Raw genomic sequence first — 24428 nt, 5'->3', positions numbered from 1 at the left:
TTCACCCCTTTCAGTCCATTAGTATTTTATTAAAAAACTCTACGTTCTGTTACAAAACCATGTAAACAGCCGAGAAGAAAGCAACGGTTCTATTCACTACTCGGGCAACAGCATCTCTTGAATAAATATCCTGTAAATTATTTGTTAGCCCATGCACTTAACGCTAAAAAACATATGCTACAAACGAAAGATAAAAAACTTATGGAGGTGTCAAAAGGATGCAAGATAATATGCCATCCCAGGCGCGCGAACTAATTTGTATAAATGTCGATAAGGTATATGACTGGATTGTAAAGGAAATGTCATTTGATATTTCGCCAACAGGTGCCATTACTTTCCCTGGTATAACACCAACGACAGTTTTAACAGGTGCAACTGTTACGTGTAGAGTAACTCCGGCTGCGACAAACCCAATCGTGATTCTTAATCGTGAGAATCGCCAATTCTCTATTGATGGATCAACAGTTTGTCTGCAACACTTGAATATTCAAAAGAACTTCATTCTTACAATTGTAGTTACTTTACCAAATGGTACTGTGTTTACAAGCAGTGAGATTCCGGTATCACGTTGTGAACAAGTTACATTATGTGCACCTAAAGGAACAGATGTTGAAATTCTTTATACAGATTTAGATTGCTTCGTGTGCACAACAGGTACGCTTACTGCTGGTACTGGAACAATTACATTTTCTGCGTTAACAATTACAGTAGCAGTATGTCAAAGTATTCAATCTACGTTCCCAGTTACTGTAGAGTTCTTAGCAAACTACTGCGAACCAAGAGCAGATTTACCATTCTCATGCCCAACTGCGGTTCGTCCAAAACAATGTTCCGTTATTTTCCCAACAATGGGGTAATGGTGCTAACACATAAGAAGTTGTCATAACATAAAGAGAGGATTATCCTCTCTTTTTTATTTTGGTTACTTATTATATAGGCAAGGGGGCCCTAATTATGAGTATTCATCATGAGTCTGTGCAAGAAAAAATAAGAAAGCTGAAAGAACAAACAACATTATATGTCGATGAAATGAAAAGACTGGTGAAAGAGCTCGACCAGAAAAAGGAAGTAAGTAGCGTTAGTTATTTCACAACGTCACTTAATATTTCATATGATGCTGATCAAGAAAGCCTATGCCTTGGCTCTTATCATATTCGCAATATCGGTAATCAACCACTAACAAATCCGTATATTTGTATAAAGCTGCCTGATGATTCTCCTTTTTCATTTTCAGGAAGGTATGTTTATGAGCATTTTAATCAAAATTTAAAAGTTTCCGGTAGCTGGGAACGAATACATGATACTTCTAACAAAACAGAATTTTGGCTTAAACCAATAGGGAAACCAACAATTGAGCCAAATGAGACGATTTCATTTACTAATTTCCAAATTAAATGGTCCCATCATTTATCCTATGCAGGTACAATAACGGGATTTACATATTGTGATGAGCTACAAGACGGTGTCTTAGTAATAAATCCTATTAATCTTAATGGAATGAGCAGTGTAAAGGAGGGGCAAGATGAGTGAATTAGAGGAACAAAAATTAGAGGTAGGGCTTGAGCAAATCGTACGTCAATATATGAAGGATCGGCTGATAAATGTCTCAGACTTTAAACAGGAGGAAGATAATAGTTTTGCTTTTCTAGAAAAAAACACGTTGCAACTATTGCTTGCCTCCTTGCTATCCGGAGACAAGAGAGTACCAGTAGAGAATGGCAATGGGCAATTTGAATTGAGTATTGTAAAGCAGCTAGATGAAATGATTGAGGAAACGAAAGTGCAGTTTGAGGAAGTAATGGATCTTTTGAAAAAGCTATCGTGATAGGAGGTACTAACGTGGATAATCAAAGCGTTAAAAATAACGATCCTATACAGCTACAGCAAATGATTATTTTTTTAAGAGCAGAGCTTGCGAAATATAAAAATGAAATAAATCGACTTAGAGATAGCGATTATTATTCACTCGTACTAAGACTAGAGCGAGAAAATGTCCGACTGACAAGACAAAATAAAGAACTTTCAATGGATCGTATGAAGTTAAAGAGAACGTTTGAAAGGGAGTCAAAGGCTTATGAAGAAGATAGACAAAAAAGAGAGATTCAACGACAAAAACATATTGCCTCGATAGACCTACTATTAAAAGAAATAGAGCGCTTACGTACAGAAAATAAACAGTTACAGTATACAAGGAAGCAGACCCATCAGGATATAGCAGTAGATGATAAGCGTGCTATAGAGAATCTCGAAATACAGTTAAGTACATTTACGAAAGAACTCAATGCAAAAGTGAATTCGATAATGGATACTTTACAGCAAGATGACACAACTAATGTCTATGATTATTTAGTTAAAGAACTAGCAGAGAGAAACGATGAAATCCATAGATTGTCCATAGAGTTAATGGAAATAAAAAGTAAAAAAACAAATGCTGAAGCCCTATCGAATGAAAAAGCCCTATCCGAGTTAAACGCTAAGATTGAAAAAATAATAGCTCAATCGATTGATTTTGAAGAGCAGCTCGAAAAGAAAGTACGTATACTGGATGACTTAGAGCAACAATTAAACCAGCTCGTTATAGAAATCAATGCCAATCAATCGATGTAAAATAAGTACTGGCATCATTTAAGCGGTTTATATGTGGAATCAGGATGGATGTATCCTCTTATGTAAAATCAAAAAATATAGGGGCTCACTAGTAGTTGATTATGGAGGACATAGAAGTGCTACTCAAAATACTCAAATGGAAGCCGCAACTAACGTGAATCAGCGAGTTAGTTGCGGCTTATTGTGTGCCTGCGTACGAACATCATGGCACAGCCTGAAGCTATTTTTTTCTATAAATGTTACGCAAAATTAAGCGCTGTTATTATTTTGTTTCTCGGTGTAATGTAACACGCTTCAAACGGGGTGAATATTTCTTTAATTCCAGTCTTTCAGGATTATTTCGTTTGTTTTTAGTTGTAATGTAATTTTTATCGCCTGTTTCAGTGCAGGCTAAAGTAACTTGAACACGCATATTATCGACTCCTTTTAAATCGTAATTATTACGCTTTAGATAATATATTGTTTACATACTAATGTCAATGTTTTGCGTTACAAAAAGTTATGCATTGCATTTTTATATTTTTTATGATTAAATTACAAACTATAAATAGTAATCATTACGATTTATAATGATGGAGGTTATAAAATGACAAATAAAATTCCAGTGACTGTATTAAGTGGTTATTTAGGTTCGGGTAAAACGACGATAATGAATCATGTGTTACAAAATGAAAAAAACATGCGTGTAGCTGTTATTGTCAATGATATGAGTGAAATTAATATTGATGCAGAGTTGATTGCAAATGGTAGCGGTATTTCTCGGACAGAGGAAAAATTCGTAGAGCTTTCCAATGGCTGTATTTGTTGCACACTACGTGAGGATTTACTACAAGAAGTAGAGCGTCTCGCAAAGTTAGGGAATATTGATTATATTTTAATTGAGTCGACAGGTATTAGTGAACCAATACCAGTTGCACAAACCTTTAGTTATTTAGACGAGGAGCTCGGTATTGATTTAACGAAGTTCTGCAAACTCGATACAATGGTAACTGTAGTCGATGCTAATCGTTTTTGGCATGATTTTCAGTCAGGTGAAAGTCTATTGGAACGTAAGGAAGCAGTTGGTGAATTAGATGAACGCGATGTAGCAGATTTATTAATTGACCAGATTGAATTTTGTGATGTTTTAGTGCTGAACAAGTGTGATCTCGTAACAGAAGAAGAGCTTGAAAGACTAGAACGTATTTTGCGAGCACTACAACCTGAGGCAAAGCTTATTCGTACCGTTAATGGGGTAATAGAGCCAAGCGAAATTTTAAATACAGGAAGATTCGATTTTGAGAGAGTATCAGAATCGGCAGGCTGGTTAAAAGAGCTAGAACTTGGTCATGAAAATCATACACCGGAGACAGAAGAGTACGGTATTGCTTCATTTACTTATAAGCGTAAAATCCCTTTCCATCCAATGCGCTTTGTAGAGTGGTGTGATAACATGCCAGAATCAATTGTCCGTGCCAAAGGTATTATTTGGAGTGCGAGGCATCAAGATGTGGCATTATTACTGTCACAAGCAGGTTCGTCTGCGAAAATTGAACCTGTTTCTTATTGGGTAGCAGCTTTACCTACAGCACAGCAACAGGATGTCTTTTTACAAAGCCCAGAGGTATTGGACGATTGGGATGAAGAATTCGGTGACCGTATGACACAGTTAGTCATTATAGGAATAGACTTAGATCAAGAAGAAATTACAAAAGAGCTTGATGCATGCCTTTTGACAACGAATGAGTTTGCGGAGCCTTGGGAACAGCTAGAGGACCCTTTTAATTGGGAGTGGAGTTAAAGAGGCTAAATAGTGGGTTGCCTGTTCAGCTTAATTTTAATGATAGGAGTTAACGAGCTATAAGGTTTAATCAAAGTAAAGGGTTGCTCGACGCCTATGGAATAGCAAGAGACTTAAGCCACCCCTGCAAAAAAGCGAGCAATCGGTCACTGCACCAACTTCACTTTGAATGTTGCAGTGCATACCTCAGGCTAGCAGTTTCAAACTTTGAGATTGTAGTGAAGGGTTGCTCGACTCCTGCGGGAACAGCGTGAGCCTTAAGACCCCGCACGTAGCGAAGCGGAGGAGGAGGCTTAAGCCACGCCCGCAAAAAAGCGAGCAACCCGTAACGGCAATCAACTTGCACATAGAAAATAACTAGGAGACTCGGCGCTTGCCTATGAAAAGCGTAGTGTTCGGGCTCGCTGGATTTAGTAATAATGCATGGAATTACTGTAGGAGAAACTGGATCTACCACATTACTTTTGTGGTAGATCCTTTTTAAATACATGATTATAGTCAGTCGCATCTCGTAATGCCTTTTCTTCTATTGGGATTCTTACTGATAGCATTGTAATGTTTAAGAGTGTAAAGCAAAATGCTGTAAAATAAGCTTGAAACATAATAGGCAACAGCAGAATTTCTAAACTAACAACGGCATAATTAGGGTGACGCATAAATGTATAGGGTCCCTTTCTGACAACTTCTGCACCTGGTAAAATTAAAATTTTCGTATTCCAAAAAGGTCCTAATGACCGGATACACCAAATACGTAAAGCTTGCACTAAGAGGAATAATAAGAAAAGTAACGGAAATAAGGGCGATGGTCCAAAATTATTGGAAACAACTTCAACAATCAAAAATAGAAAAAAACTAAAATGCATGGCAACCATATAGGAATAATGTGATTCACCTACTTCATAGGCACCTTTTGCAAGCATCCATTTTTCATGGCGTTTGGCTATAAAAACCTCTGTTAATCTTTGTAGAATTACAAGAATTAAAATAAAGTAAAATAGCATACTACTCCCTCCATTTAAGTAATACAACTTCCGCACAGAATCCAGGGCCGAGGGCGACAAGCAACCCAATATCATCTATCTGCCCTTCGTTTAACATAAATTGTTCGAGTACATATAATACGGTAGGCGAGGACATATTACCGTGATTGCGTAATATTTCCCGAGAAATGTCGGTTTTTTGTTGAGAAAGATAGAGCGCATCCTCATAGGCTTTTAACACCTTTTTCCCTCCAGGATGTGCAATAAAATGATCGAGCTGTTCGCTGAAAAGATGTTGTTCGACTAAAAATTGTTCAATGAAAGGGCCTAGCCAATTCGTAATAATCGCTGGAATACTTTTTTGGAAAACGACATGAAGCCCGTTATTTTTTATATTCCAGCCCATCACATTTTCTGAATCAGGCATCCACTTCGAGCCAGTTGTAACAATCGAAGGAACTGCTTTCTTCGTCTGTATTGCTGCATCGTCTCCGCAAACGAGTATGCAAGCTGCACCATCTGCGAATAAGGATGCACCGATTAAATTACTTTTTGAAAAATCGTTTTGTTGAAAGGTTAAGCTACAAAGTTCAACACATACAACAAGCACCTTTGCTTGAGGATGTGCTTTGCAATAATCATAGGCACGACTTATGCCAGCTGCTCCACCTGCACAACCTAACCCCCATAGAGGAATACGTTTTAATCGATCTGAAAAAGGTAGTTGATTCATAATTCTAGCATCGATGCTTGGTGTAGAGATGCCCGTACTACTTACGAAAATAATGGCATCTATTTCGTTAGGAGAAATCGGTGCTTCTAAAAATGATTCATTTTGTAAACAAGCTTGAATGACCTCAACGCTATATTGCGTTGCTAACGCTATATACAGATTGTTTCGCTCTTCGAAAGTATGCTCATTGCGGTGCCATTCGGCTGGTACACAGAAATGGCGAGTCTGAATGCCACCATTATCGAATACTTTTAAATAACGCTCTAATTTGGGGATTTTTTCGTAAAATAGTTCTTTTGTTAATGCCTCTGCATTCGCTTGCTGCAATGTGTAAGGTGGTTGATATGTACTTATCGAAATAATTTTTGACAATTCAACATCTCCTTCGTAAATAGGGGTCTTGTACATTATATGCAGATAGGAAGGGCATACATGCTTCATATAGATCAATTTGACAATTTTGAAAAAATTAGATATATTGGAAACATCTAAATTGGAAGTAGGTGATGTGACATGATGAATAGAGCCGTTTTTAACGAACTGCATTTCGGTTTGTTCAATTTCACACGCCTAAAATATACAATTTGACCTTGCTTTGTAGCGTGAAATACTACGATGTGGCAATGGCTATTTGTGTATTCCCTTAAACGTGCCTGTGAAACTTTGTAACTGCCGAAATGCAGTTGCAAAGTTTTTTTATGTTTGTAACGCATTAAGAGGCGTAATGGATAGACACATTTAGGAGGAATAACAATTGAATTTAACAACTTTAGGTTTTTCAACATATTTTCAAGAGCAATACACTGCATTTAAAGAGCAAACAAAGTTAGCAAATTGCGTACCTGCAAGGGTTGCTTTGGAGCATAAACATTCATACCGTGTGTTAGCTGAAGATGGAGAATGGTTAGCGACCATCGCTGGGCATTTTGCGTATACATCGCTCGCGAGAGAAGACTATCCAGCAGTTGGGGATTGGGTACTAGTGGAGAAGATGGCGGGAGAAGAAAAGGCAATTATTCATAAATTATTTACCCGCAAGTCCGTTTTTTCTCGCAAGGTTGCAGGAATAGAAATTAAAGAACAAATTGTCGCGTCAAATGTGGATATCGTTCTTCTTGTCATGAGTTTAAATGCCGATTTTAATATTCGCCGTTTAGAACGCTATTTAGTAGCCGCTTGGGATTCAGGGGCTAAGCCGGTAGTTGTACTGACCAAGGCCGATTTATGTGAGGATATACCGAGCATGGTACGTGAGGTTGAGCATGTCGCATTTGGAGTAGATATTTTTGTTACTAGTGCACGTTCAGGTGAAGGGATAGAAGCTATTCGCATGCTCTTTACGGACGGGGTGACGGGTGCACTGCTCGGTTCATCGGGTGCGGGAAAATCTACTTTAATGAATGCATTAAATGGAGAAGAGCTTATGAAAGTTTCAGCTATACGGGAAGATGATGCGAAAGGTCGCCATACAACAACACATCGGGAATTAATTGTACTGCCGAGTGGCGGTTGCTTAATTGATACGCCAGGGATGCGTGAATTGCAATTATGGGATCAAAGTGAAAGTCTATCTTCTAGTTTCCGTGATATTGAAGAATTTGCGACAGCATGTCGTTACAGGGATTGCACCCACCATAAAGAGCCGCATTGCGCCGTACAGCAAGCCATTTTAGATGGAACGCTTGAACCATCACGCTTACAAAGCTATTTTAAATTGCAAAAAGAACTTGCTTTTATTGAGCGGAAAACGAATGTGCAAGCAAAACTGAATGAGCAACGCAAATGGAAGCAAATTGCGAAAGGGTTAAAGAAGGGAAAGAAATAGTCGAGAAACGTTAAGGAGCAACTTCGCAATGACTGCGGAGTTGCTATCTAATTGTTTGAGGAGATGTATTATGGCTATACAAACTATTAATCATTTTTTATTTTCTGTTTCAGATCTAGCGCAATCTATAGCATTTTACCAAAATATTTTTGATGCGAAGCTTTTGGTGAAAGGGAGAAGCACAGCCTATTTTGATGTAAATGGGCTATGGCTTGCGTTAAATGAGGAAGCGGATATTCCACGTAACGAAATTCACCAATCCTATACACATATTGCTTTCTCTATCGATGCAAAAGATTTCGATACGATCTATGAAAAGCTTGTACATTATAAAGTCAATATTTTAGAGGGTAGGGTAAGAGATGAGCAAGATAAACAATCTATCTATTTCACTGATCCCGATGGTCATAAATTTGAATTCCATACAGGTACTTTGCAGGATCGCTTAGCTTACTATAAAAAAGAAAAACCGCATATGGAGTTTTTCAATGATTAAAAAAGGAGTGGTAATATGAAAAAAGCAATTATTTTTGATATGGATGGCACATTATTTCAAACAAATCTTATTTTAGAGCCGGCTCTTTCTGCGACATTCGATGTGCTACGTACAAAGGGATTATGGCAGGGGGAGACACCCATTGCCCAATATCGTGAAATTATGGGGGTTACATTGCCTGTTGTATGGGAAACATTATGCCCTATGCACACATTAGAGGTGCGTGAAGCTAGTAATGTTTTATTTCATGAAAAGCTTATCGAGCTAATACGAAACGGCAAAGGCGCATTGTATCCAAATGCAGAGCAAACACTCGCTACTTTAGCAAACGACTATCATTTATACATAGCGAGCAACGGACAACAAGAGTACTTGCAAGCAATTGTTGAAACATATAAGCTGAACCGTTTTATAGAAGGAACATATAGTATTCAATCTATTCCAAGTGGTCATAAATCTGATTTAGTAAGAAGTGTAATCGAAGCAAACGCCATTCAAGCTGGCACTGTTGTCGGAGATCGTTCGTCGGATATCCAAGCAGCACGAGATAATCAGCTATTTTCAATTGGTGTACGCTTTGATTTTGCTCAAGAATCCGAGTTACAAAAGGCACATATTGTGATAGATAATCTACAGGAAATACCATCTGCACTAGCGACTATTTTATAAAAATGTATCATTGTTCTTCATCCATCTATAGCAAGCTCGTAATGTTTACGTTGCATTCCATAAGGGGAAAGAGTAAAATAGTGCCAAACTATAATAAAAGCGTTGAGAAGGAAAAGTAAATTGGACAAGCATTTAATAGAGAGCCTCTGTTGGTGGAAATGAGGTAAATGAACCCTTTTGAAAATGACCTTTGAGCTTCGTACCGAAAGCTTTTTGCGAGTAGATTACGACGAGGTGGGCACTCGTTACAACAGCGGCAGTATCTCTTATATAAATGCAAGACGTACTGATTAAGGCAAATAGTGTAAGCTATTTGTAAATATAGGTGGTAACACGGGTATACTCGTCCTAATCAGTCATGATTAGGGCGTTTTTTTTATCTTCAAAAAGCGTTAGCTATTAAAAATTAGGAGAAAATTCTAATAAGGGACGAATGAAGATAGGAAAAACATGTTATCCGCATAACAAGAAATTTGGAAGATTGAGGGGAGTAACTTAAGATGACAATTGTAATTGGAGGAGCGTGGCCTTACGCGAATGGTTCATTGCATTTAGGGCATATCGCTGCATTATTACCAGGTGATATTTTGGCTAGATATTACCGACAAAAAGGTGAGCAAGTATTGTATGTTTCAGGAAGTGATTGTAATGGTACGCCGATTTCAATTCGAGCTGCACAGGAAAATACGACGACAGAAGCAATCGCAAACCATTACCATAACGAATTTACACAATGTTTTCATGACTTAGGATTTACGTATGATTTGTATACAAGAACGGATGCAAAGCACCACCATGATGCGGTACAGTCTATTTTTTTACAACTGCTAGCAAATAATTATTTATACAAAAAGAAGATTGAACAGGCCTATTGTGAAACGGATAAGCAGTTTTTACCTGATCGCTTTGTAGAAGGTATTTGTCCAAATTGCGGAGCGAAGGCACGTGGAGATCAATGTGATAATTGTTCACAAATTTTAGATCCACTCGAATTAATCGATAAGCGTTGCAAAATTTGTGGCAATGAGCCTGTTATCCGAGAAACAGAACATTTTTATTTTACTTTTAGTCAATTTCAAGGAAGACTTGAAACGTTTTTAGCTGAAGCCAAAGCAGATAAACGCTGGCGAGACAATGCACTAGGCTTAACTGAACGTTACTTAGCGGAAGGCGTACCAGATCGTGCTGTTACCCGTGATTTACCGAACGGAGTTGACGTACCTGTTCCAGGCTTTGAAGGAAAGAAAGTTTATGTGTGGATTGAAGCGGTAGCAGGATATTTAACAGCTAGTATGGAATGGGCAAAACAACACAATAGAGCACTTGAAGATTTGTGGAATGAAGAAACCATTGCTTACTATGTGCATGGCAAAGATAATATTCCATTCCATACAGTTATTTGGCCAGCGATTTTGATGGGGATTGGGGCAAAAGCATTGCCAACACATATTGTCTCAAATGAATATTTAACATTGGAAAAACGAAAATTATCTACGAGTCAAAATTGGGCCGTGTGGGTGCCATATATTTTAAGTCGCTATGATGCAGATTCGATACGATATTTTTTAACAATGAATGCGCCGGAAAACCGAGATACTGATTTTTCTTGGCGAGAATTTATTTATAGTCACAATGGAGAATTGCTAGGAGCTTACGGCAACTTTGTCAATCGCACGTTGAAGTTTATTGAGAAGTCATTTGATGGTCAAGTGCCTCAGGTGGATGTCGATGGGTCTGTAAGGAAACAAACGATTCAATTGTTTAGTGATGTCGGTGTGGCGATTGAAGCGGGGCATTTTAAACAAGCGTTAGAGGGGGTTTTTGCATATATTCGCGCAGCCAACCGCTATTTTGACGAACAGCAACCATGGTTACAAGTAAAGGACAATTTGGAAGATTGCCATCAAACGCTCGCAACATGTGTTTATATGATTGCAAATTTAGGTCAAGTACTACAGCCATTTTTACCGTTCTCTACAGAGAAAATTCGGAACATGTTAGGCATAACCGAATTGCTGTGGCATGAGCAAGTAGAGCTACCTAAAAGCATTACCGAAGTAACACCGTTATTTGAACGGCTTGATGTAGGGCTAATTGAAGAAGAATACCAAAAGTTAGTAAATGACAGTCAATAAAATTGTTTAAGTGACTGGAATTGTATGAGTGCCTGGCACTGTACTTTCCCTGGGCACACGATAAGCCGCCATATACTCGCTAATGCGCGGTTATGGCGGCTTATGTTCTGTGCGGATTCCACTGAAGTCTCCACGGATTTTTCTTTAAAACATATGTGAATTGTATGAGAATTGTATGAGTGCCTGACACCTAAACAATTTAGTTCGTAACGGGTGTTAGGTTCGCTACAACAATGCTGTTGATAGCATTGATATAAGCCATTGCACTTGCTTTTAAAATATCTGTATCTGCCGCTTTTGCAATATATTTCGCGCCTTCGTGTTCAATTGTAATTTTTACTTTACCAAGCGCTTCTTTACCACGAGATACGCTGTTAATGTTATATTCCACAAGTTTTACATCTATTTGTACAATATCTGCAATGGCAGAATACAAGGCGTCAATCGGGCCTGAACCGACTGCACTAGCTTTTAATACTTCGCCACCTTTGCGAATTTTTACACTAGCAGAAGGGAAGCTTGCATTGCTGACGACTTGTAAATCGACAATGTCAAAAAATTGCTCACTATAATGAGTCGCATTGGCATGATTTGCGTCATGCTTTTCATAATAACTTTCTACAATGACATATAAGTCGTGGTCGTAAACTTCTTTTTTAGCATCAGCTAATTTTAGGAAGCCGTCAAAGATACCTTCAAATTCTTCATTCGATAGATTTGAAAAGCCTAACTTCTCCAGTGCATTTTTTACTGCATGGCGCCCTGAACGAGCCGTTAAAACAAGTTCCATATCATCCAGACCTACATCTTCGGGATGGACAATTTCATAGGCATCGCGAGATTTAAGCAAACCATCTTGATGAATACCTGAAGAATGGGCAAATGCATTGTCTCCAGTAATGGCTTTGTTCACTTGTACATCTAAGCCCATAAAGCTAGAAACAAGGCGTGATGTGTTCATAATTTCTTTTGTGTTAATGCGCGTAGTTGCATTGTAGATAGAACTGCGTGTTTTCAATGCCATGACAACTTCTTCGAGTGCGGCATTTCCTGCACGTTCCCCGATACCATTGATGGTACATTCGACTTTGTCTGCCCCGTTTTTAATAGCAGCAAGTGTGTTAGCTGTTGCCATTCCAAGGTCATTGTGACAGTGTACACTTAGTAAAACACTGTCATTTAGATTTTTCATGCGGTCATTCAGCTTGTAAATCATAGCGCCAAATTCCTCAGGTTCAGCAAATCCAACAGTGTCCGGCACGTTAATCATCGTTGCGCCAGCCTTCATCACTGCCTCAATTGTTTTCCATAGGTATTCAAAATCTGAGCGAGAAGCATCCTCTGTTGAATACTGCACTTGTGGTAAAAGTGTTTTTGCATATTTCACAGCATCTACGCCAATTTGTAATATTTGATCTTTCGATTTACTGAATTTCTTTTCAACATGGATATCAGAAGTGCCAAGTACCATATGAATCATTGGATTTTCAGCATATTTTACAGCGTTGTATACCGAATCAATATCAGCCTGTACTGCTCGTGCTAAAGCTGTAATCATAATGTCATTCGTATTGCCGACCTTTTGTGCGACAGCTTTTACAGCATCAAAGTCACCTTGTGATGAAGCAGGGAAACCAGCTTCGATAATATCGACGCCTAATTTTTTGAGTTGCTGTGCAATCTCTACTTTTTCGTATAAGTTTAGTTTTGCCCCTGGCACTTGCTCGCCATCACGTAAAGTTGTATCAAACACCCAAATTTTTCTTCCCATTTTCAAACACTCCTTTTGTTGTAATTAATAAAAAAATAAAAAAAACCCGCCTCTATATCAAAATATAGAGACGAGTTATTGCTCGCGGTACCACTCTAATTGACCTTTTCTTTCAAGAAAAAGTCCCCTTATCGACAGCTATCACTGTCTATCCCAATAACGGTGGAAACCGACATCCCTTACGTTGAAACCGGCATTTAACTTACTAAGCATCGTATGCCTTATTCGATGAGGTTCAGGGAGTAGCTCATGGATGAGTTCAAAATGTGTGTCTACCGATTTTCACCAACCACCGGCTCTCTACAAGTACACGAGCATTTCTACTACTTCCAATCTTTGCTTACAATGTGTTGTTGAGAGTTATAATACGTGGATATTTTCAGTATGTCAACAATATTCTAAAAATTATTTGTTTTCTGTTTTAAAGATAAAATGTACTAATAGGTTTTGAATCAGCGGATTTTCACACGCTATTTTTAACAAATAAAGGTATATTTTATGAGATAATATGGGGGATTTTATATACATCGAAAGTAGGTAAAACAATGAAATTTGTATTTGATTTAGATGGCACGATTTGTTTTAAAGGTCAGCCTTTGAGTGCTGGTATTATAGCTGCATTAGAGAGTTGTCTACAGAATGGACATGAAGTAATTTTTGCCTCTGCTCGTCCGATTCGAGATTTGTTACCAATATTGCCCGAGTCGATGCATCAACTTTCGATGGTTGGAGGTAATGGAGCATTTGTTGCAGTCAATGGGGCCATAAAAGAGATAGTAGCATTCGAGGGACAAATTGTTGAAGACATTAAGCATATTATAACGGCTTATCAATTAGCTTATTTAGTGGACGGTGAATGGGATTATGCCTTTACAGGTAGTGAGACACATCCAATCTATCAAAATTTAGATCCACTCAAGCTAGCAAAGCAAGTGACATTGCAAGAGCTAAAGGACATCGTGAAAATTGTATTATTCCCTGGTGCACATCACTTAGAAATATTAACGCAGCTACAAAAGCTACCGATTTCGATATATGAACATGCATCCGAAAACATAATAGATATAAGCCCAAGCGGAATTAATAAGTGGACCGGCTTGGAGAAATTAGGCGTAGAACAAAATCAGTTTATCGCCTTTGGCAATGATGCAAATGATGCATCCATGTTTGCAAAAGCATTAGACAGTGTTTGTGTTGGAGCGCATAAGGTAAGCCAGCTTGCAACATTACAAGTGCCAAGTGAAGAAACAGCAGTAATTGAAATGATCCAACGGTTAAATTGTTTGAGTGCCAGTCACTGAATAGGGCACAAAAAAGCCGCAACAAACGGCGCGACAGCGACAGTTGCGGCTTATTGTGTGGGTGCCAGTCACCCACACAATTTTGCTATTGAACTTTAAATTTGGAAACTTGTGATTGTAATTCTTCTGCCATTGTCGATAAAGTAGCGGCAGAAGCTGCAACCTCTTCGATTGTTGCGAGTTGTTCTTCTGAAGCAGAAGCAACATTTTGCAAGTTCGAAGATGACGTTTGGGCAATTGTCGCAATGTCATCAAAGGATGCGTAAATTTGTTCAGCACTTGAGGACATTTCCTCTGAAACAGTTGTTGCTTCTTGTATTTGTTTGGAAACTTGCTCAATAAGGTCAACGATTTTTGAAAAGCCTTCCTCTGCCACTTTAACAACCTTCATCCCAACTTGAACTTCTTGTGTACCAGTATCCATCACAGTGACAGCACGATTTGTTTCCTGTTGAATTTCAGAAATTAAACCAGCAATCTGTTCAGCAGAGTTCTTCGATTGCTCAGCTAATTTTTTTACTTCATCAGCAACAACTGCAAAGCCGCGACCATGATCGCCAGCTCGAGCTGCTTCAATAGCAGCATTCAACGCTAGTAAATTAGTTTGCTCAGCGATATCAGTAATAATGCTAATGATATTGCCAATTTCTACAGAATGATTTCCTAGTTTTTTGACAACAGTAGCAGACTCCAAGACAGCTGTATTAATTGTATCCATTTGAGAAATAACACGCTGAAGCGAATCATTCCCTTTGTTTGCCTCAGTATTGGTTTCAATAGCCAATTCAGAAACAGCAGCAGTTGTCGATGCTAGTTGTTGAATGCCATTCGTCATGTTTTTCATAGCTTGCGAGCTTTCAGTTGCATTTTTTCCTTGGGCTTCAGAGCCGCTTGCCACTTCTTGCATAGCGGAAGTAATTTGTTCAGTTGCTTGAATAGTTTGATCTGCGCTAGCTGTTAATTCAGCCGCAGAGGCACTTACTTGCATCGTATTTTGACTGACATTGGTAATCAAGTTCTTTAAATTTTGAGCCATTTGATTAAAGGCTAATGCTAAATCACCAACTTCATCACGATTTTTAATGCGAATTTGCTCAGCCGTTAAATCACCTTCAGCAATTTTTTGTGCTGCCTTTGCCATACCTTTAATAGGACGAGAAATAATTGTTCCCATAATCATTGCAATTATCAGACTAATAAGTACGGCAAATATGCCAAGCAAAATCATTTGCATCTTAATGCCATCAATCTCATTGGAAGTAGCAGTTATTTTGGCTTCTACAGCTTCACTTTGGTAATTGGCAAGGTTTTCAACGCGCTCATCAAATTGTTTTAAAATAAGACGTCCTTGTGTGCTATCTAATTTTTCATATTGTTCGGTTTCACCAGCATCTTTTAATGAAAACATTCGATCGGCAAATTGCTGAACATTTTGCTCACTTTTATTGACGGCTTCTAACAGTTCAATTGATTTTTTGGACTCTAGTGTAGCCATTAAACTTTCTGATTTTGTTTTAAATTCTTCACGAGCGGATTTATTACCTTCACGATTTTGTTTATCGCCAAGTAGAAGGTATCCACGCATACTAACTATTTCTTGTTTTGCAAGTACTCTTAGTTCTTGTATACTAATAGACTTTTTAGTTTGTTCTTCGAGTAAATCTTGATAAGTGCCATTTACAGAATTAAGCTGTTTAAAATTTAGCGCAATCGTGCCTATTAAAACTAATATAACTATAAAAAAACCGAGAATTAATTTTTTATAAATCGTAAATCGCATGTTTGAAAAGTCCTTTCCTAGTAATTTTAGTAGAAATGTTACAAAAAGGTGAAATATGTATATATACCATTTATATCAGATTATATGGATTTTAAAAAGCAATATGAGTTTATTCATAGTAAAAAATATGAAATAAAGAGGGAATTAAGTTATAGATTATACTACTTAAAGCGGAGATAAATGTATTATTTTGTGTCAGTAGTGAATGAAAATACAGTGAATGGTATTAAGCTGTAATGTTTTTCATATAAATAATTGAAACTAAAAAGTTGAAACAACCGTATACATACCATAAACGTTAACCAAGGATGTGGGACAATGTATCGACCAATCTTAACATTACCAAAAACAAAGTATGAAAAATGTTTGGACGTTATTGGTAGCGGGTTATTTACTGTATCCATCCTATTTATTATTTTACAATGGGGTAATTTACCAGAAGAAATACCTGCACATTTTAATGCTAAGGGCGAGGTTGACCGATGGGGTTCGAAAATAGAAGTATTAATTTTACCAGGTATCGGAATTTTTATGTGGATATTTTTAGGGCTTCTCGAGAAAGCGCCACATATGCATAATTATCCAGCCCGATTAAATGAGCGCAACGTTGAGGCATTTTATTTAAATAGTCGTAGATTATGCAATGAAGTAAAAAACTTTTGTTTAATTTTATTTGCAATCATTTCTTGTGAAATAGTACTTGTTGCATTAGGAAAGATCGAAGGATTAGGCTGGTGGTTCTTGCCAGTGGTGCTAATTGGTACAGGTATCCCGATTTTGAAAGGTCTAATTGCTTCTTCAAAGATTAAATAAATAGTGCACGGATTAATTATAAATATGGGAGGTAATAGCTTGTTACTGTTCTATTGATTTTTTGCAGCTATCTAATAGTAAAAATATTAGGAGTTGAGAAAATGATTTATAAGAATTCACTCAAAGGTATATCTGCAAATATGTTAAATGGTTTTTTTGTAGACTGGCCGAATCCACCTAATCCCCAAACACATTTACGATTGTTGGAGAATAGCAGCAAAATAGTTTTGGCGATTGATGAGGATACAAATGAATTAATAGGATTTATTACGGCGATAAGTGATGGTGTATTATCTGCCTATGTTCCATTATTGGAAGTATTACCTCAATACAAAAATAAAGGTATAGGTAAGGAATTAGTAAGTCGAATGCTAAAAGAATTGGATGAGATTTATATGATTGATTTATGCTGTGATGATGACCTTGTACCTTACTATGAAAAATTTGGGATGAAGAAAACAAACGGCATGGTTTATAGGAACTATGCAATGCAAGCAGGAAGATAAGAAAAGAAAGAACAAAGCGCTTGGAGAATTGATCCAAGCGTTTTTTTGTATATATTTTGGACAATTGAAGTTAATTTAAATACTTTGTGATAAATTTAGGGTAAATTAAGACTTATGTCATTGGTTGATACATTTTTATTGTTAGCATTAAAACAGCAAGTAGCTAATGTGTAAGCGACTATGAATGTATGGTCCCTTTATTACGCGCTATACTGATAGAAAATCCAAATGATGTTGCTGTTTAAGACGCGCAAACGTCAGGATATCAAAAAGATTGGGCACGATACATTTAGAGTGCGAAAAAACAAGAGTCACAGCTAGCTCGTTTAGCGGAGATGCATGAAATCACAAGGGCTAGTTTTATACGAAAGAACACAACCGGAAGGCAAAGGGTTGAGCATAAGGTTCTCGGGGTAAAAGCTATATGCTGTAAAACTTTTGTCGATTGTTGTAGCAATGACACTGTCACTATTGCCAACTAATAATCTTCATACTACTATTAAGGAATATTTTTAATTCATTCTAGAAGCAAAATATTGAAAAGTGGGGGAATTTCATGCATGCATATATCGAACAAGTAGATGAAAAATGGCGAGATAGCTTTGCAAAGCTTGCGGACGTAGTAGCAACGAATATTCCTGATGGCTTTGAACAGACAATGACTTACGACATGATTAGTTATGTAGTGCCGTTATCGTCATATCCTAAAGGTTATCATGTAACACCTAATACACCACTACCATTTATTAGCTTAGCAGCGCAAAAGCGACATATAGCAGTTTACCATATGGGTATTTATGCAGATAATGCTTTATTATCTTGGTTTCAAGAGGAGTATGCAAAGCGTGTACCAACTAAGCTAAATATGGGGAAAAGCTGTATTCGTTTTACGAGTACAAAAAATATTCCATATGATTTAATTGGAGAACTTGTTTCCAAAATGACCCCTGCACAATGGGTTAATAGATATGAGGGAGAGTTGAATATATGAAAAGTGCTACTACATTTTTAATGTTCCAAGGACAAGCGCATGAAGCTATTTTGCAATATAAGCAATGGTTCCCAGAGTTAATAATTGAAAACTTGACTTATGTGGAGGACACACAACAGGTTGCAATGGCTGAAATCGATTTAAAAGGTCTGAAAATTATGATGAATGACAGTTCAATCAAGCATGCTTTTTCCTTTACCCCTGCAATTTCCATCTTTTTGACGTGTGAGACGATAGAAGAAATCGAAAGTTTAGTTGCACAAATAGTGGATGGTGGACAAGCGTTAATGCCCTTAAATAACTATGGGTTCTCTAAGCAGTTTGCTTGGATTCAGGATCGTTTCGGTGTATCGTGGCAACTTACGTATAATTAAATATCAGGGGGAGTATATATGAATCAATGGATGGAGCGAGCAGTGGAGCTTGCTCTTCAAAATATAGCACAAGGCGGTCAGCCATTTGGAGCTGTCTTGGTAAAGGGCGATGAAATCATTGGGGAAGGCGTCAATGAACTGCATTTGCGACCGGATAGTACAGGTCATGCTGAGCTACTTGCCTTAAGACGTGCACAAGAAAAACTCGGTTCTATCGATTTGCGAGGCACGGTTATGTATGCAAGTGGGGCACCTTGTCCGATGTGCTTCGGTGCAATGGCAATGGCGGGTGTCGACAAGGCTTATTATGCTAATTCACTAGCTGATGCAATGGCAGTTGGTTTAAGTCGCTCAAGTGAGGTTTATGCAGATTTGCAGAAAATTAATGAAGAGCGTGTGTTTCGCATGATTCATATGCCAGTAGAGGATATAGCAAAAAGTCCAATGCATGTTTGGCATAGTAAAACCTAAATACGTAAAAGGAGAAAAGAATATGGCAGTAACTTTAGTAAAGCATGACATAAAATATGCTGAAGCAATGCATGCATTGTCTTCAATGCCACAGGTTCGGGATGCGCTTGGGTTACCTGCTGGGAAAGTGGAAGATACCATTAATTTTATCAAACGTGAATGTGTAGACGAGGAAGAAGGAAAGACTGTTCCTCGTGTTGTGCTAAATGAGGAAGGTCGACTCATTGGTGTCACAGCATTGATGTTTATAGACCATATAAATAAGTGTTGTCACATAGGGTCATGGCTAGGATATGAGTTTTGGGGAAAAGGCTACAATGAGGAAGCGAAAAAGGCCATTTTAGAAATTGCTTTTTTTGATTTAGGGCTTGAACGCGTTTTCGCAGGGGCTAGAAAGATCAATATTCGCTCACAAAAGGCACAGGAAAAGTTGCCTTTTATTCGTCTAGGTGTAGAAAAAGAGTTTCCGCAGGAACATTCTTGGTTAGAAGTAAAGGAAAAGCAACCTTGCGTATTAAACGTTTTTGAACGTGTGGATTTTGTACGTTATTATACAACAATAGAAAAAGTGGAAGGTAGCCGTGAAAGTTACTTACCATATTTATTACTAGCGGATGAAAGTGAAATGACCGTTCGCCAATATATGAATGATGGTGAACTTTACACCATTAAATGCGGTGAAAAATTGGCAGGTACAGCCTTGCTTATTCCACAGTCTGATGCAACAATTGAGTTGAAAAATATAGCGGTTGTGGAAGCATTTCAGGGCAAAGGCATTGGGAAGGAAGCTTTGAACAAAATTTTTGCCCTTTGTAAAGGACAAGGATATGAAAATATTTTAGTAGGCACAGCAAATTCTAGTATTGACAATATTGCGTTTTATCAAAAATCAGGCTTCAGGATGGATACCATCGAAAAGAATTTTTTCAGTAAGTATCCTGAACCCATTTATGAAAATGGCATACGAGCATTAGATATGATTGTCTTTTCAAAAGCATTATAACAGGCAATGTCTAGAATAAGGCTGTCATAAAGAAATACCCGACCAACAATTGTTGAGCGGGTATTTTTATTTACCAAATAACAAGGCCATTAACTTTTCTTTGGAGTGTAAAAAATCGTCAAGAGAATAGCGATCAAGGACAGCCATATATGCTTGTAATGCCTCATAGAGGACACCTTTTAACTGGCATTCAGGTGCAATTTTACACAAGTTGTTTTCTTTGTCGAAACACTCAACAAGATGAAAATCCTCTTCTGTATGGCGTACAATTTCACCAATCGTAATGGACTTTGGATCGATTGCTAAACGGATACCGCCACCTCGACCGCGAATCGTTTCGATGTAACCAAGCAGTCCTAATTGGTGTGTCACCTTCATTAAATGGTTTTTTGATATATTATAGGCATCTGAAATTTCTTGAATGGTTGATAGTTGACCGTCTTCCTTCGCACCTAGATAAATGAGTGTTCGAAGGGAGTAATCTGTGTATAAAGTTAATCGCATTGGAACACCCTACTTTCTGTAATTCACTTCAATAATTATAGCATTTTTACCTTAAATTATTGTAAATCAGTACTTTTTTAAAACATGTATTTCAAATACATCAAATTTGTCTATTTTGTTAAAGATGTATTTTATATATTGCTTTAATGAATTGTAAGCGTTATATTGTAATCACGAAAGGATGGTATGCGATATGTTAAAACAAGAAACAGTACAAATTATTAAAGCAACAGTGCCCGTATTAGAAGTTCATGGGGTAGAAATTACTAAGACGTTTTATAAAAATATGTTTCAAGCTCATCCAGAATTATTGAATATTTTTAACCACACAAACCAAGAAAAAGGCCGTCAACAAACTGCATTAGCAAATACCGTGTATGCAGCAGCAGTTCATATTGAAAATTTAGAAGCGATTTTACCAGCCGTTATGTTAATTGCTCATAAACATCGTAGTTTAGGAATTTTACCAGAGCATTACCCGATTGTAGGGGAACATCTACTAAAAGCAATTAAAGAAGTGCTTGGTGACGCGGCAACAGATGATATTATCAACGCATGGGCTGAAGCATATGGCGTTATTGCGGATGTTTTCATTCAGGTAGAAGAAGATCTTTATCAAAAAGCTGAAAATAATGGTGGATGGCGTTTGTTTAAACCACTGAAAGTAGCTAAAAAAGAAGTTGTAAGCGACCTTGTTACTTCTATTTACTTTGTGAATGAAGATGGATCGCCACTTCCGGCATATGAACCAGGGCAATATATTAGCATTCGTGTCAAAGTACCAGGGGAAGAATATTTATTAAACCGCCAATATACACTTTCACAAGCGAGTGCTGAGGATGGCTACCGTATTTCAGTAAAACGTGAAAGCGATCATACACCAAATGGTAAAGTATCTAACTTTATTCACGATGTGTTACAAGTTGGAGATTTAGTAGATGTAAGTGTGCCAGCAGGTTTATTTGTATTAGAAGAAACTGCAGCTCCAATTACATTTGTTAGTGGAGGAATCGGCGTAACACCATTAAACAGTATGCTACAATCTTTAAAGGATGATGCAGTGAATGAAGTGCATTTTATCCAATGTGCACGTAATGAAAAAGTAGTAGCATTTAGTGATGACATCCAAACTAAAGTAAATACCCTTCCGAATGCATCCTATACAGCCCTTTATTCGGATGAGGATAAGTTATTGACGAAAGAACTATTGGCAGAACAGATTCCACATAATACGGACGTTTATATCTGTGGTCCTGTTGGTTTTATGGAGGCAGTTATTAAAAATCTCCATGAAATTGGTATTAAAGATGAAAAAATTCACTATGAATTCTTTGGACCTGCCATGCAATTAGCAAACTAAAATTATAATGAACTCTGTTATAAGCTGCATTTTACGCACTTGTAACAGAGTTTTTTTTATGTCATGCGTTATGAAATCTATATGTAAAGCGCTTTAAGAAAAAAATAGATCTTTCATGTTGACATTATACCTAATGGGGTATATTATAAAACACGTAAGCAAGATGAATCACTTAATTCGAAGGGAGGCGTACACATAATGGCGTACGATGCTAAAACAGCAAATCGTGTAAAACGAATGGAAGGCCAATTGCGTGGGATTTTACGCATGATGGAAGAAGAACAAAGCTGTAAAGATGTGATTACACAGCTATCTGCCGTGCGTTCTGCAGTTGATCGGACGATAGGTGTTATTGTCAGTGAGAACTTGCTGAATTGTGTTGCGACTGCTGATGGGGATTCAGAGAAAATGAATAGTGCCATCCAAGAAGCGATGGATTTGGTCGTAAAAAGTAGATAAATTTATTATACCCTTTATAGTATATAGATAGGAGGTAGTGATACTTGGAAGCATGGATTATGATCGCTATTGTGATTGGGTTTTTAGTTTGGCGTATGAAGCCAGCAAAAGGAGTGCAGTCCATATCAACAGCTCAATTAAAAAATGTGCTGAATGATAAAGATAAAGTATTCATCGATGTGCGAACGCCAGCTGAATACAAAGGTCGCAACATCCCGCAATTCAAAAATATTCCGTTAGGCTCTAGCTTTGATAAAATACCGAAGGATAAAGAAGTTGTCGTTATTTGTCAGAGTGGTATGCGTAGTAGTCAGGCGTGTAAGCAATTGAAAAAACTAGGATATGAGCGCGTAACAAATGTCCGTGGTGGCATGAGCGCCTATTAGGAGGAAACGATTGTGAAGGAAATTTCAGCAAAAGAAGTACAACAAGCTTTAGCAGATGGACAGATGTTAAAAATAATCGACGTTCGTGAAGTGGACGAAGTGCAGGCTGGACATATTCCTGGAATGATGAATATGCCACTTGGCTTACTTGAGTTTCGCATGCACGAGTTAAATAAAAATGAACCATATATTATCGTTTGTCGATCAGGTGCTCGCAGTGGTCGTGCTACACAATTTTTAGAAAGCCAAGGCTTTGATGTAACAAATATGGTTGGTGGCATGCTTGCATGGGAAGGCGAAGTACAGTAATAGTCTATAGTGAGGGTATACCCTATTCTATATTTTTTTAGCAAAAATAATACCCTTATAGGTATAAGGAGGAAGTTATGAGTATTAAGGCAGATTTTCAACTAGATGCCAAAGGGCTATCCTGCCCGATGCCAATCGTTAAAACGAAAAAGGCAATGGCTGAATTAGCGGATGGTCAAATTTTAGAAGTTTCAGCTACAGATAAAGGTTCAAAAGCCGATATCGCAGCTTGGGCTGAGTCTGTAGGGCATCAGTATATCGGGACAGTGGAAGAAGATACTGTGCTTAAGCATTACATTCGTAAATGCGCGCAGGAGTCAGCTGATGAAAAAACGTTTGAGTCCACAATTGAGTTGGAACAAATCGTAGGAAGAGATGGACTTATCCTCGATGTGCGTGAAGAAGCGGAGTTCGCATTCGGTCACATTGAAGGGGCAAAATCCATTCCGATGGGTGAGCTTGAAGAGCGCCTTTCTGAACTCGATAAAGATCGTGAAATTTATGTGATTTGTCGTACAGGTGCTCGCAGTGATTTAGCTGCACAAAAGCTAGTAGCAAATGGCTTTACAAAAGTATTTAACGTCTTACCAGGTATGACATCTTGGACGGGCGAATTAATTAAAACTATTTAAATTGGAGGAATTTATTATGTCAAACAAAGTAGCAATTATTGCAAGTAACGGTGGTCTTTTTGATGCGTATAAGGTGTTCAATATCGCAACAGCAGCGGCAGCTTCTGATAAGGAAGTAGCAATCTTTTTCACATTCGAAGGATTAAATTTAATTCATAAGCAAGGCATGAATGCTTTACCAATGCCTGCTGGTACAGAACATTTTGCAGAAGGTTTTGCGAAAGCAAATGTACCTGCAATTCCGCAATTAGTAGTAATGGCACAAGAATTAGGTGTTAAATTTATTGCGTGTCAAATGACAATGGATGTAATGGGCTTAACAGTAGAAGATTTTGTAGACGGTATTGAGGTTGGGGGAGCTGTAACATTCTTAGAATTCGCTAAAGATGCAGCACCATCATTAACGTTCTAATTAAGTTGCAACAGCTGTAGACGGTTTATCATGAGTGATAACCGAATGCTGAATATATTCAGTAGTGCATTGGATTTTGACTAGAAGATAACAATAAGCGGAGAGGTATGTCCTTTCCGCTAAAAAAATCA

General features: G+C 37.8%; 28 protein-coding genes and 2 other annotated features. Of the genes, 22 read left to right on the top strand and 6 right to left on the bottom strand.

All coding sequences use genetic code 11. From position 1 onward, the window contains the following. Window positions 1–218 precede the first annotated feature (218 nt). The 4 genes from T479_RS21140 to T479_RS21125 all read left to right on the top strand — a co-directional run bounded on the left by T479_RS21140 (window position 219) and on the right by T479_RS21125 (window position 2607). On the top strand, window positions 219–857 hold the full coding sequence (locus T479_RS21140) for a BMQ_0737 family morphogenetic spore coat protein (protein WP_025220765.1): 639 nt from the start codon (window positions 219–221) through the stop codon (window positions 855–857). Window positions 858–954: 97 nt separating this feature from the next. Then, entirely contained in the window at window positions 955–1530 is a 576-nt protein-coding gene (locus T479_RS21135; protein ID WP_025220764.1) for a hypothetical protein, read from the top strand. Further along, window positions 1523–1825, top strand: a complete 303-nt coding sequence (locus tag T479_RS21130; protein ID WP_025220763.1) for a hypothetical protein — start codon at window positions 1523–1525, stop codon at window positions 1823–1825. The genes T479_RS21135 and T479_RS21130 overlap by 8 nt, the downstream gene beginning before the upstream one ends. A gap of 14 nt (window positions 1826–1839) precedes the next feature. Further along, window positions 1840–2607, top strand: a complete 768-nt coding sequence (locus T479_RS21125; protein WP_025220762.1) for a V-type ATP synthase subunit I domain-containing protein — start codon at window positions 1840–1842, stop codon at window positions 2605–2607. A gap of 262 nt (window positions 2608–2869) precedes the next feature. On the opposite strand, the gene rpmG is transcribed toward T479_RS21125, so the two are convergent. Beyond that, the gene (rpmG, locus tag T479_RS21120) at window positions 2870–3019 is read right to left on the bottom strand and encodes a 50S ribosomal protein L33 (protein WP_004231780.1); all 150 of its coding nucleotides are present in this window, start codon (window positions 3017–3019) and stop codon (window positions 2870–2872) included. A gap of 174 nt (window positions 3020–3193) precedes the next feature. Between rpmG and T479_RS21115 the strand changes: the two genes are divergently transcribed. Continuing rightward, window positions 3194–4387, top strand: coding sequence for a zinc metallochaperone ZinU (locus T479_RS21115; RefSeq protein WP_024364607.1), 1194 nt, complete (start codon window positions 3194–3196; stop codon window positions 4385–4387). A gap of 458 nt (window positions 4388–4845) precedes the next feature. Here T479_RS21115 and T479_RS21110 read toward each other — a convergent pair whose 3' ends face one another. Continuing rightward, window positions 4846–5388: an isoprenylcysteine carboxyl methyltransferase family protein gene (locus T479_RS21110; RefSeq protein ID WP_025220761.1), complete on the bottom strand. Its 543-nt coding sequence runs from the start codon at window positions 5386–5388 to the stop codon at window positions 4846–4848. Window position 5389: 1 nt separating this feature from the next. Further along, window positions 5390–6472, bottom strand: coding sequence for a type III polyketide synthase (locus T479_RS21105; protein WP_024364605.1), 1083 nt, complete (start codon window positions 6470–6472; stop codon window positions 5390–5392). 382 nt (window positions 6473–6854) lie between these two features. Here T479_RS21105 and rsgA point away from each other — a divergent pair, with 382 nt between their 5' ends. The 4 genes from rsgA (at window position 6855) to metG (ending at window position 11225) form a co-directional block, all read left to right on the top strand. Beyond that, window positions 6855–7925, top strand: a complete 1071-nt coding sequence (gene rsgA, locus T479_RS21100; RefSeq protein ID WP_025220760.1) for a ribosome small subunit-dependent GTPase A — start codon at window positions 6855–6857, stop codon at window positions 7923–7925. A 70-nt stretch (window positions 7926–7995) separates the two neighbouring features. Beyond that, the gene (gene fosM, locus T479_RS21095; RefSeq protein WP_024364603.1) at window positions 7996–8421 is read left to right on the top strand and encodes a FosM family fosfomycin resistance protein; all 426 of its coding nucleotides are present in this window, start codon (window positions 7996–7998) and stop codon (window positions 8419–8421) included. Window positions 8422–8436: 15 nt separating this feature from the next. Next, window positions 8437–9090, top strand: coding sequence for an HAD hydrolase-like protein (locus tag T479_RS21090; RefSeq protein ID WP_025220759.1), 654 nt, complete (start codon window positions 8437–8439; stop codon window positions 9088–9090). Window positions 9091–9183: 93 nt separating this feature from the next. Then, window positions 9184–9444 (top strand) — a binding site (T-box leader). Window positions 9445–9590: 146 nt separating this feature from the next. Further along, window positions 9591–11225, top strand: a complete 1635-nt coding sequence (gene metG, locus T479_RS21085) for a methionine--tRNA ligase (RefSeq protein WP_024364601.1) — start codon at window positions 9591–9593, stop codon at window positions 11223–11225. 199 nt (window positions 11226–11424) lie between these two features. Here the strand turns inward: metG and T479_RS21080 are convergent, their stop codons facing one another. Further along, window positions 11425–12996 (bottom strand): 2-isopropylmalate synthase, encoded by a 1572-nt coding sequence (locus T479_RS21080; RefSeq protein ID WP_024364600.1) that lies wholly within the window; start codon window positions 12994–12996, stop codon window positions 11425–11427. A 63-nt stretch (window positions 12997–13059) separates the two neighbouring features. Next, window positions 13060–13342, bottom strand: a binding site (T-box leader). Between the two features lie 199 nt (window positions 13343–13541). Here T479_RS21080 and T479_RS21075 point away from each other — a divergent pair. Then, window positions 13542–14297 carry an HAD-IIB family hydrolase gene (locus T479_RS21075; RefSeq protein ID WP_025220758.1) on the top strand — a complete coding sequence of 252 codons (756 nt, stop codon included), beginning with the start codon at window positions 13542–13544 and terminating at the stop codon, window positions 14295–14297. An 85-nt stretch (window positions 14298–14382) separates the two neighbouring features. On the opposite strand, the gene T479_RS21070 is transcribed toward T479_RS21075, so the two are convergent. Continuing rightward, window positions 14383–16077, bottom strand: coding sequence for a methyl-accepting chemotaxis protein (locus tag T479_RS21070; RefSeq protein WP_024364598.1), 1695 nt, complete (start codon window positions 16075–16077; stop codon window positions 14383–14385). 318 nt (window positions 16078–16395) lie between these two features. Here T479_RS21070 and T479_RS21065 point away from each other — a divergent pair, with 318 nt between their 5' ends. The 6 genes from T479_RS21065 to T479_RS21040 all read left to right on the top strand — a co-directional run bounded on the left by T479_RS21065 (window position 16396) and on the right by T479_RS21040 (window position 20235). Beyond that, window positions 16396–16890 carry a DUF1648 domain-containing protein gene (locus tag T479_RS21065; RefSeq protein WP_025220757.1) on the top strand — a complete coding sequence of 165 codons (495 nt, stop codon included), beginning with the start codon at window positions 16396–16398 and terminating at the stop codon, window positions 16888–16890. Between the two features lie 101 nt (window positions 16891–16991). Continuing rightward, complete coding sequence (locus T479_RS21060; RefSeq protein WP_025220756.1) at window positions 16992–17396, top strand: GNAT family N-acetyltransferase; 405 nt, start codon at window positions 16992–16994, stop codon at window positions 17394–17396. Window positions 17397–17952: 556 nt separating this feature from the next. Next, window positions 17953–18387 carry a DUF1801 domain-containing protein gene (locus T479_RS21055; RefSeq protein ID WP_024364595.1) on the top strand — a complete coding sequence of 145 codons (435 nt, stop codon included), beginning with the start codon at window positions 17953–17955 and terminating at the stop codon, window positions 18385–18387. Then, window positions 18384–18761, top strand: a complete 378-nt coding sequence (locus T479_RS21050) for a VOC family protein (RefSeq protein WP_025220755.1) — start codon at window positions 18384–18386, stop codon at window positions 18759–18761. The genes T479_RS21055 and T479_RS21050 overlap by 4 nt, the downstream gene beginning before the upstream one ends. 18 nt (window positions 18762–18779) lie before the next feature. Beyond that, a complete protein-coding gene (locus T479_RS21045) occupies window positions 18780–19232 on the top strand; it encodes a nucleoside deaminase (RefSeq protein WP_024364593.1) in 453 nt (150 codons plus the stop codon). A 22-nt stretch (window positions 19233–19254) separates the two neighbouring features. Next, window positions 19255–20235: a GNAT family N-acetyltransferase gene (locus tag T479_RS21040; RefSeq protein WP_025220754.1), complete on the top strand. Its 981-nt coding sequence runs from the start codon at window positions 19255–19257 to the stop codon at window positions 20233–20235. A gap of 66 nt (window positions 20236–20301) precedes the next feature. Here the strand turns inward: T479_RS21040 and T479_RS21035 are convergent, their stop codons facing one another. Beyond that, window positions 20302–20739: an RrF2 family transcriptional regulator gene (locus T479_RS21035; RefSeq protein WP_024364591.1), complete on the bottom strand. Its 438-nt coding sequence runs from the start codon at window positions 20737–20739 to the stop codon at window positions 20302–20304. 193 nt (window positions 20740–20932) lie between these two features. Between T479_RS21035 and hmpA the strand changes: the two genes are divergently transcribed. From hmpA to T479_RS21005, 6 genes are all read left to right on the top strand, one after another. Beyond that, a complete protein-coding gene (gene hmpA, locus T479_RS21030) occupies window positions 20933–22099 on the top strand; it encodes an NO-inducible flavohemoprotein (protein WP_025220753.1) in 1167 nt (388 codons plus the stop codon). Window positions 22100–22297: 198 nt separating this feature from the next. Then, window positions 22298–22558, top strand: a complete 261-nt coding sequence (locus T479_RS21025; protein ID WP_024364589.1) for a metal-sensitive transcriptional regulator — start codon at window positions 22298–22300, stop codon at window positions 22556–22558. A 44-nt stretch (window positions 22559–22602) separates the two neighbouring features. Next, the gene (locus T479_RS21020) at window positions 22603–22944 is read left to right on the top strand and encodes a rhodanese-like domain-containing protein (RefSeq protein WP_024364588.1); all 342 of its coding nucleotides are present in this window, start codon (window positions 22603–22605) and stop codon (window positions 22942–22944) included. Between the two features lie 12 nt (window positions 22945–22956). Next, window positions 22957–23253 (top strand): rhodanese-like domain-containing protein, encoded by a 297-nt coding sequence (locus T479_RS21015; protein ID WP_024364587.1) that lies wholly within the window; start codon window positions 22957–22959, stop codon window positions 23251–23253. A 77-nt stretch (window positions 23254–23330) separates the two neighbouring features. After that, window positions 23331–23885, top strand: a complete 555-nt coding sequence (locus T479_RS21010; protein WP_038509995.1) for a sulfurtransferase TusA family protein — start codon at window positions 23331–23333, stop codon at window positions 23883–23885. A 16-nt stretch (window positions 23886–23901) separates the two neighbouring features. Further along, the gene (locus T479_RS21005) at window positions 23902–24297 is read left to right on the top strand and encodes a DsrE/DsrF/DrsH-like family protein (protein ID WP_025220751.1); all 396 of its coding nucleotides are present in this window, start codon (window positions 23902–23904) and stop codon (window positions 24295–24297) included. Window positions 24298–24428 lie beyond the last annotated feature (131 nt).

Source organism: Lysinibacillus sphaericus (assembly GCF_000600105.1).
In the GTDB taxonomy this organism is placed as follows: domain Bacteria; phylum Bacillota; class Bacilli; order Bacillales_A; family Planococcaceae; genus Lysinibacillus; species Lysinibacillus sphaericus.
Note: the sequence above shows the minus strand (reverse complement) of the source record. Positions and strands in the feature narration are given on the sequence as shown.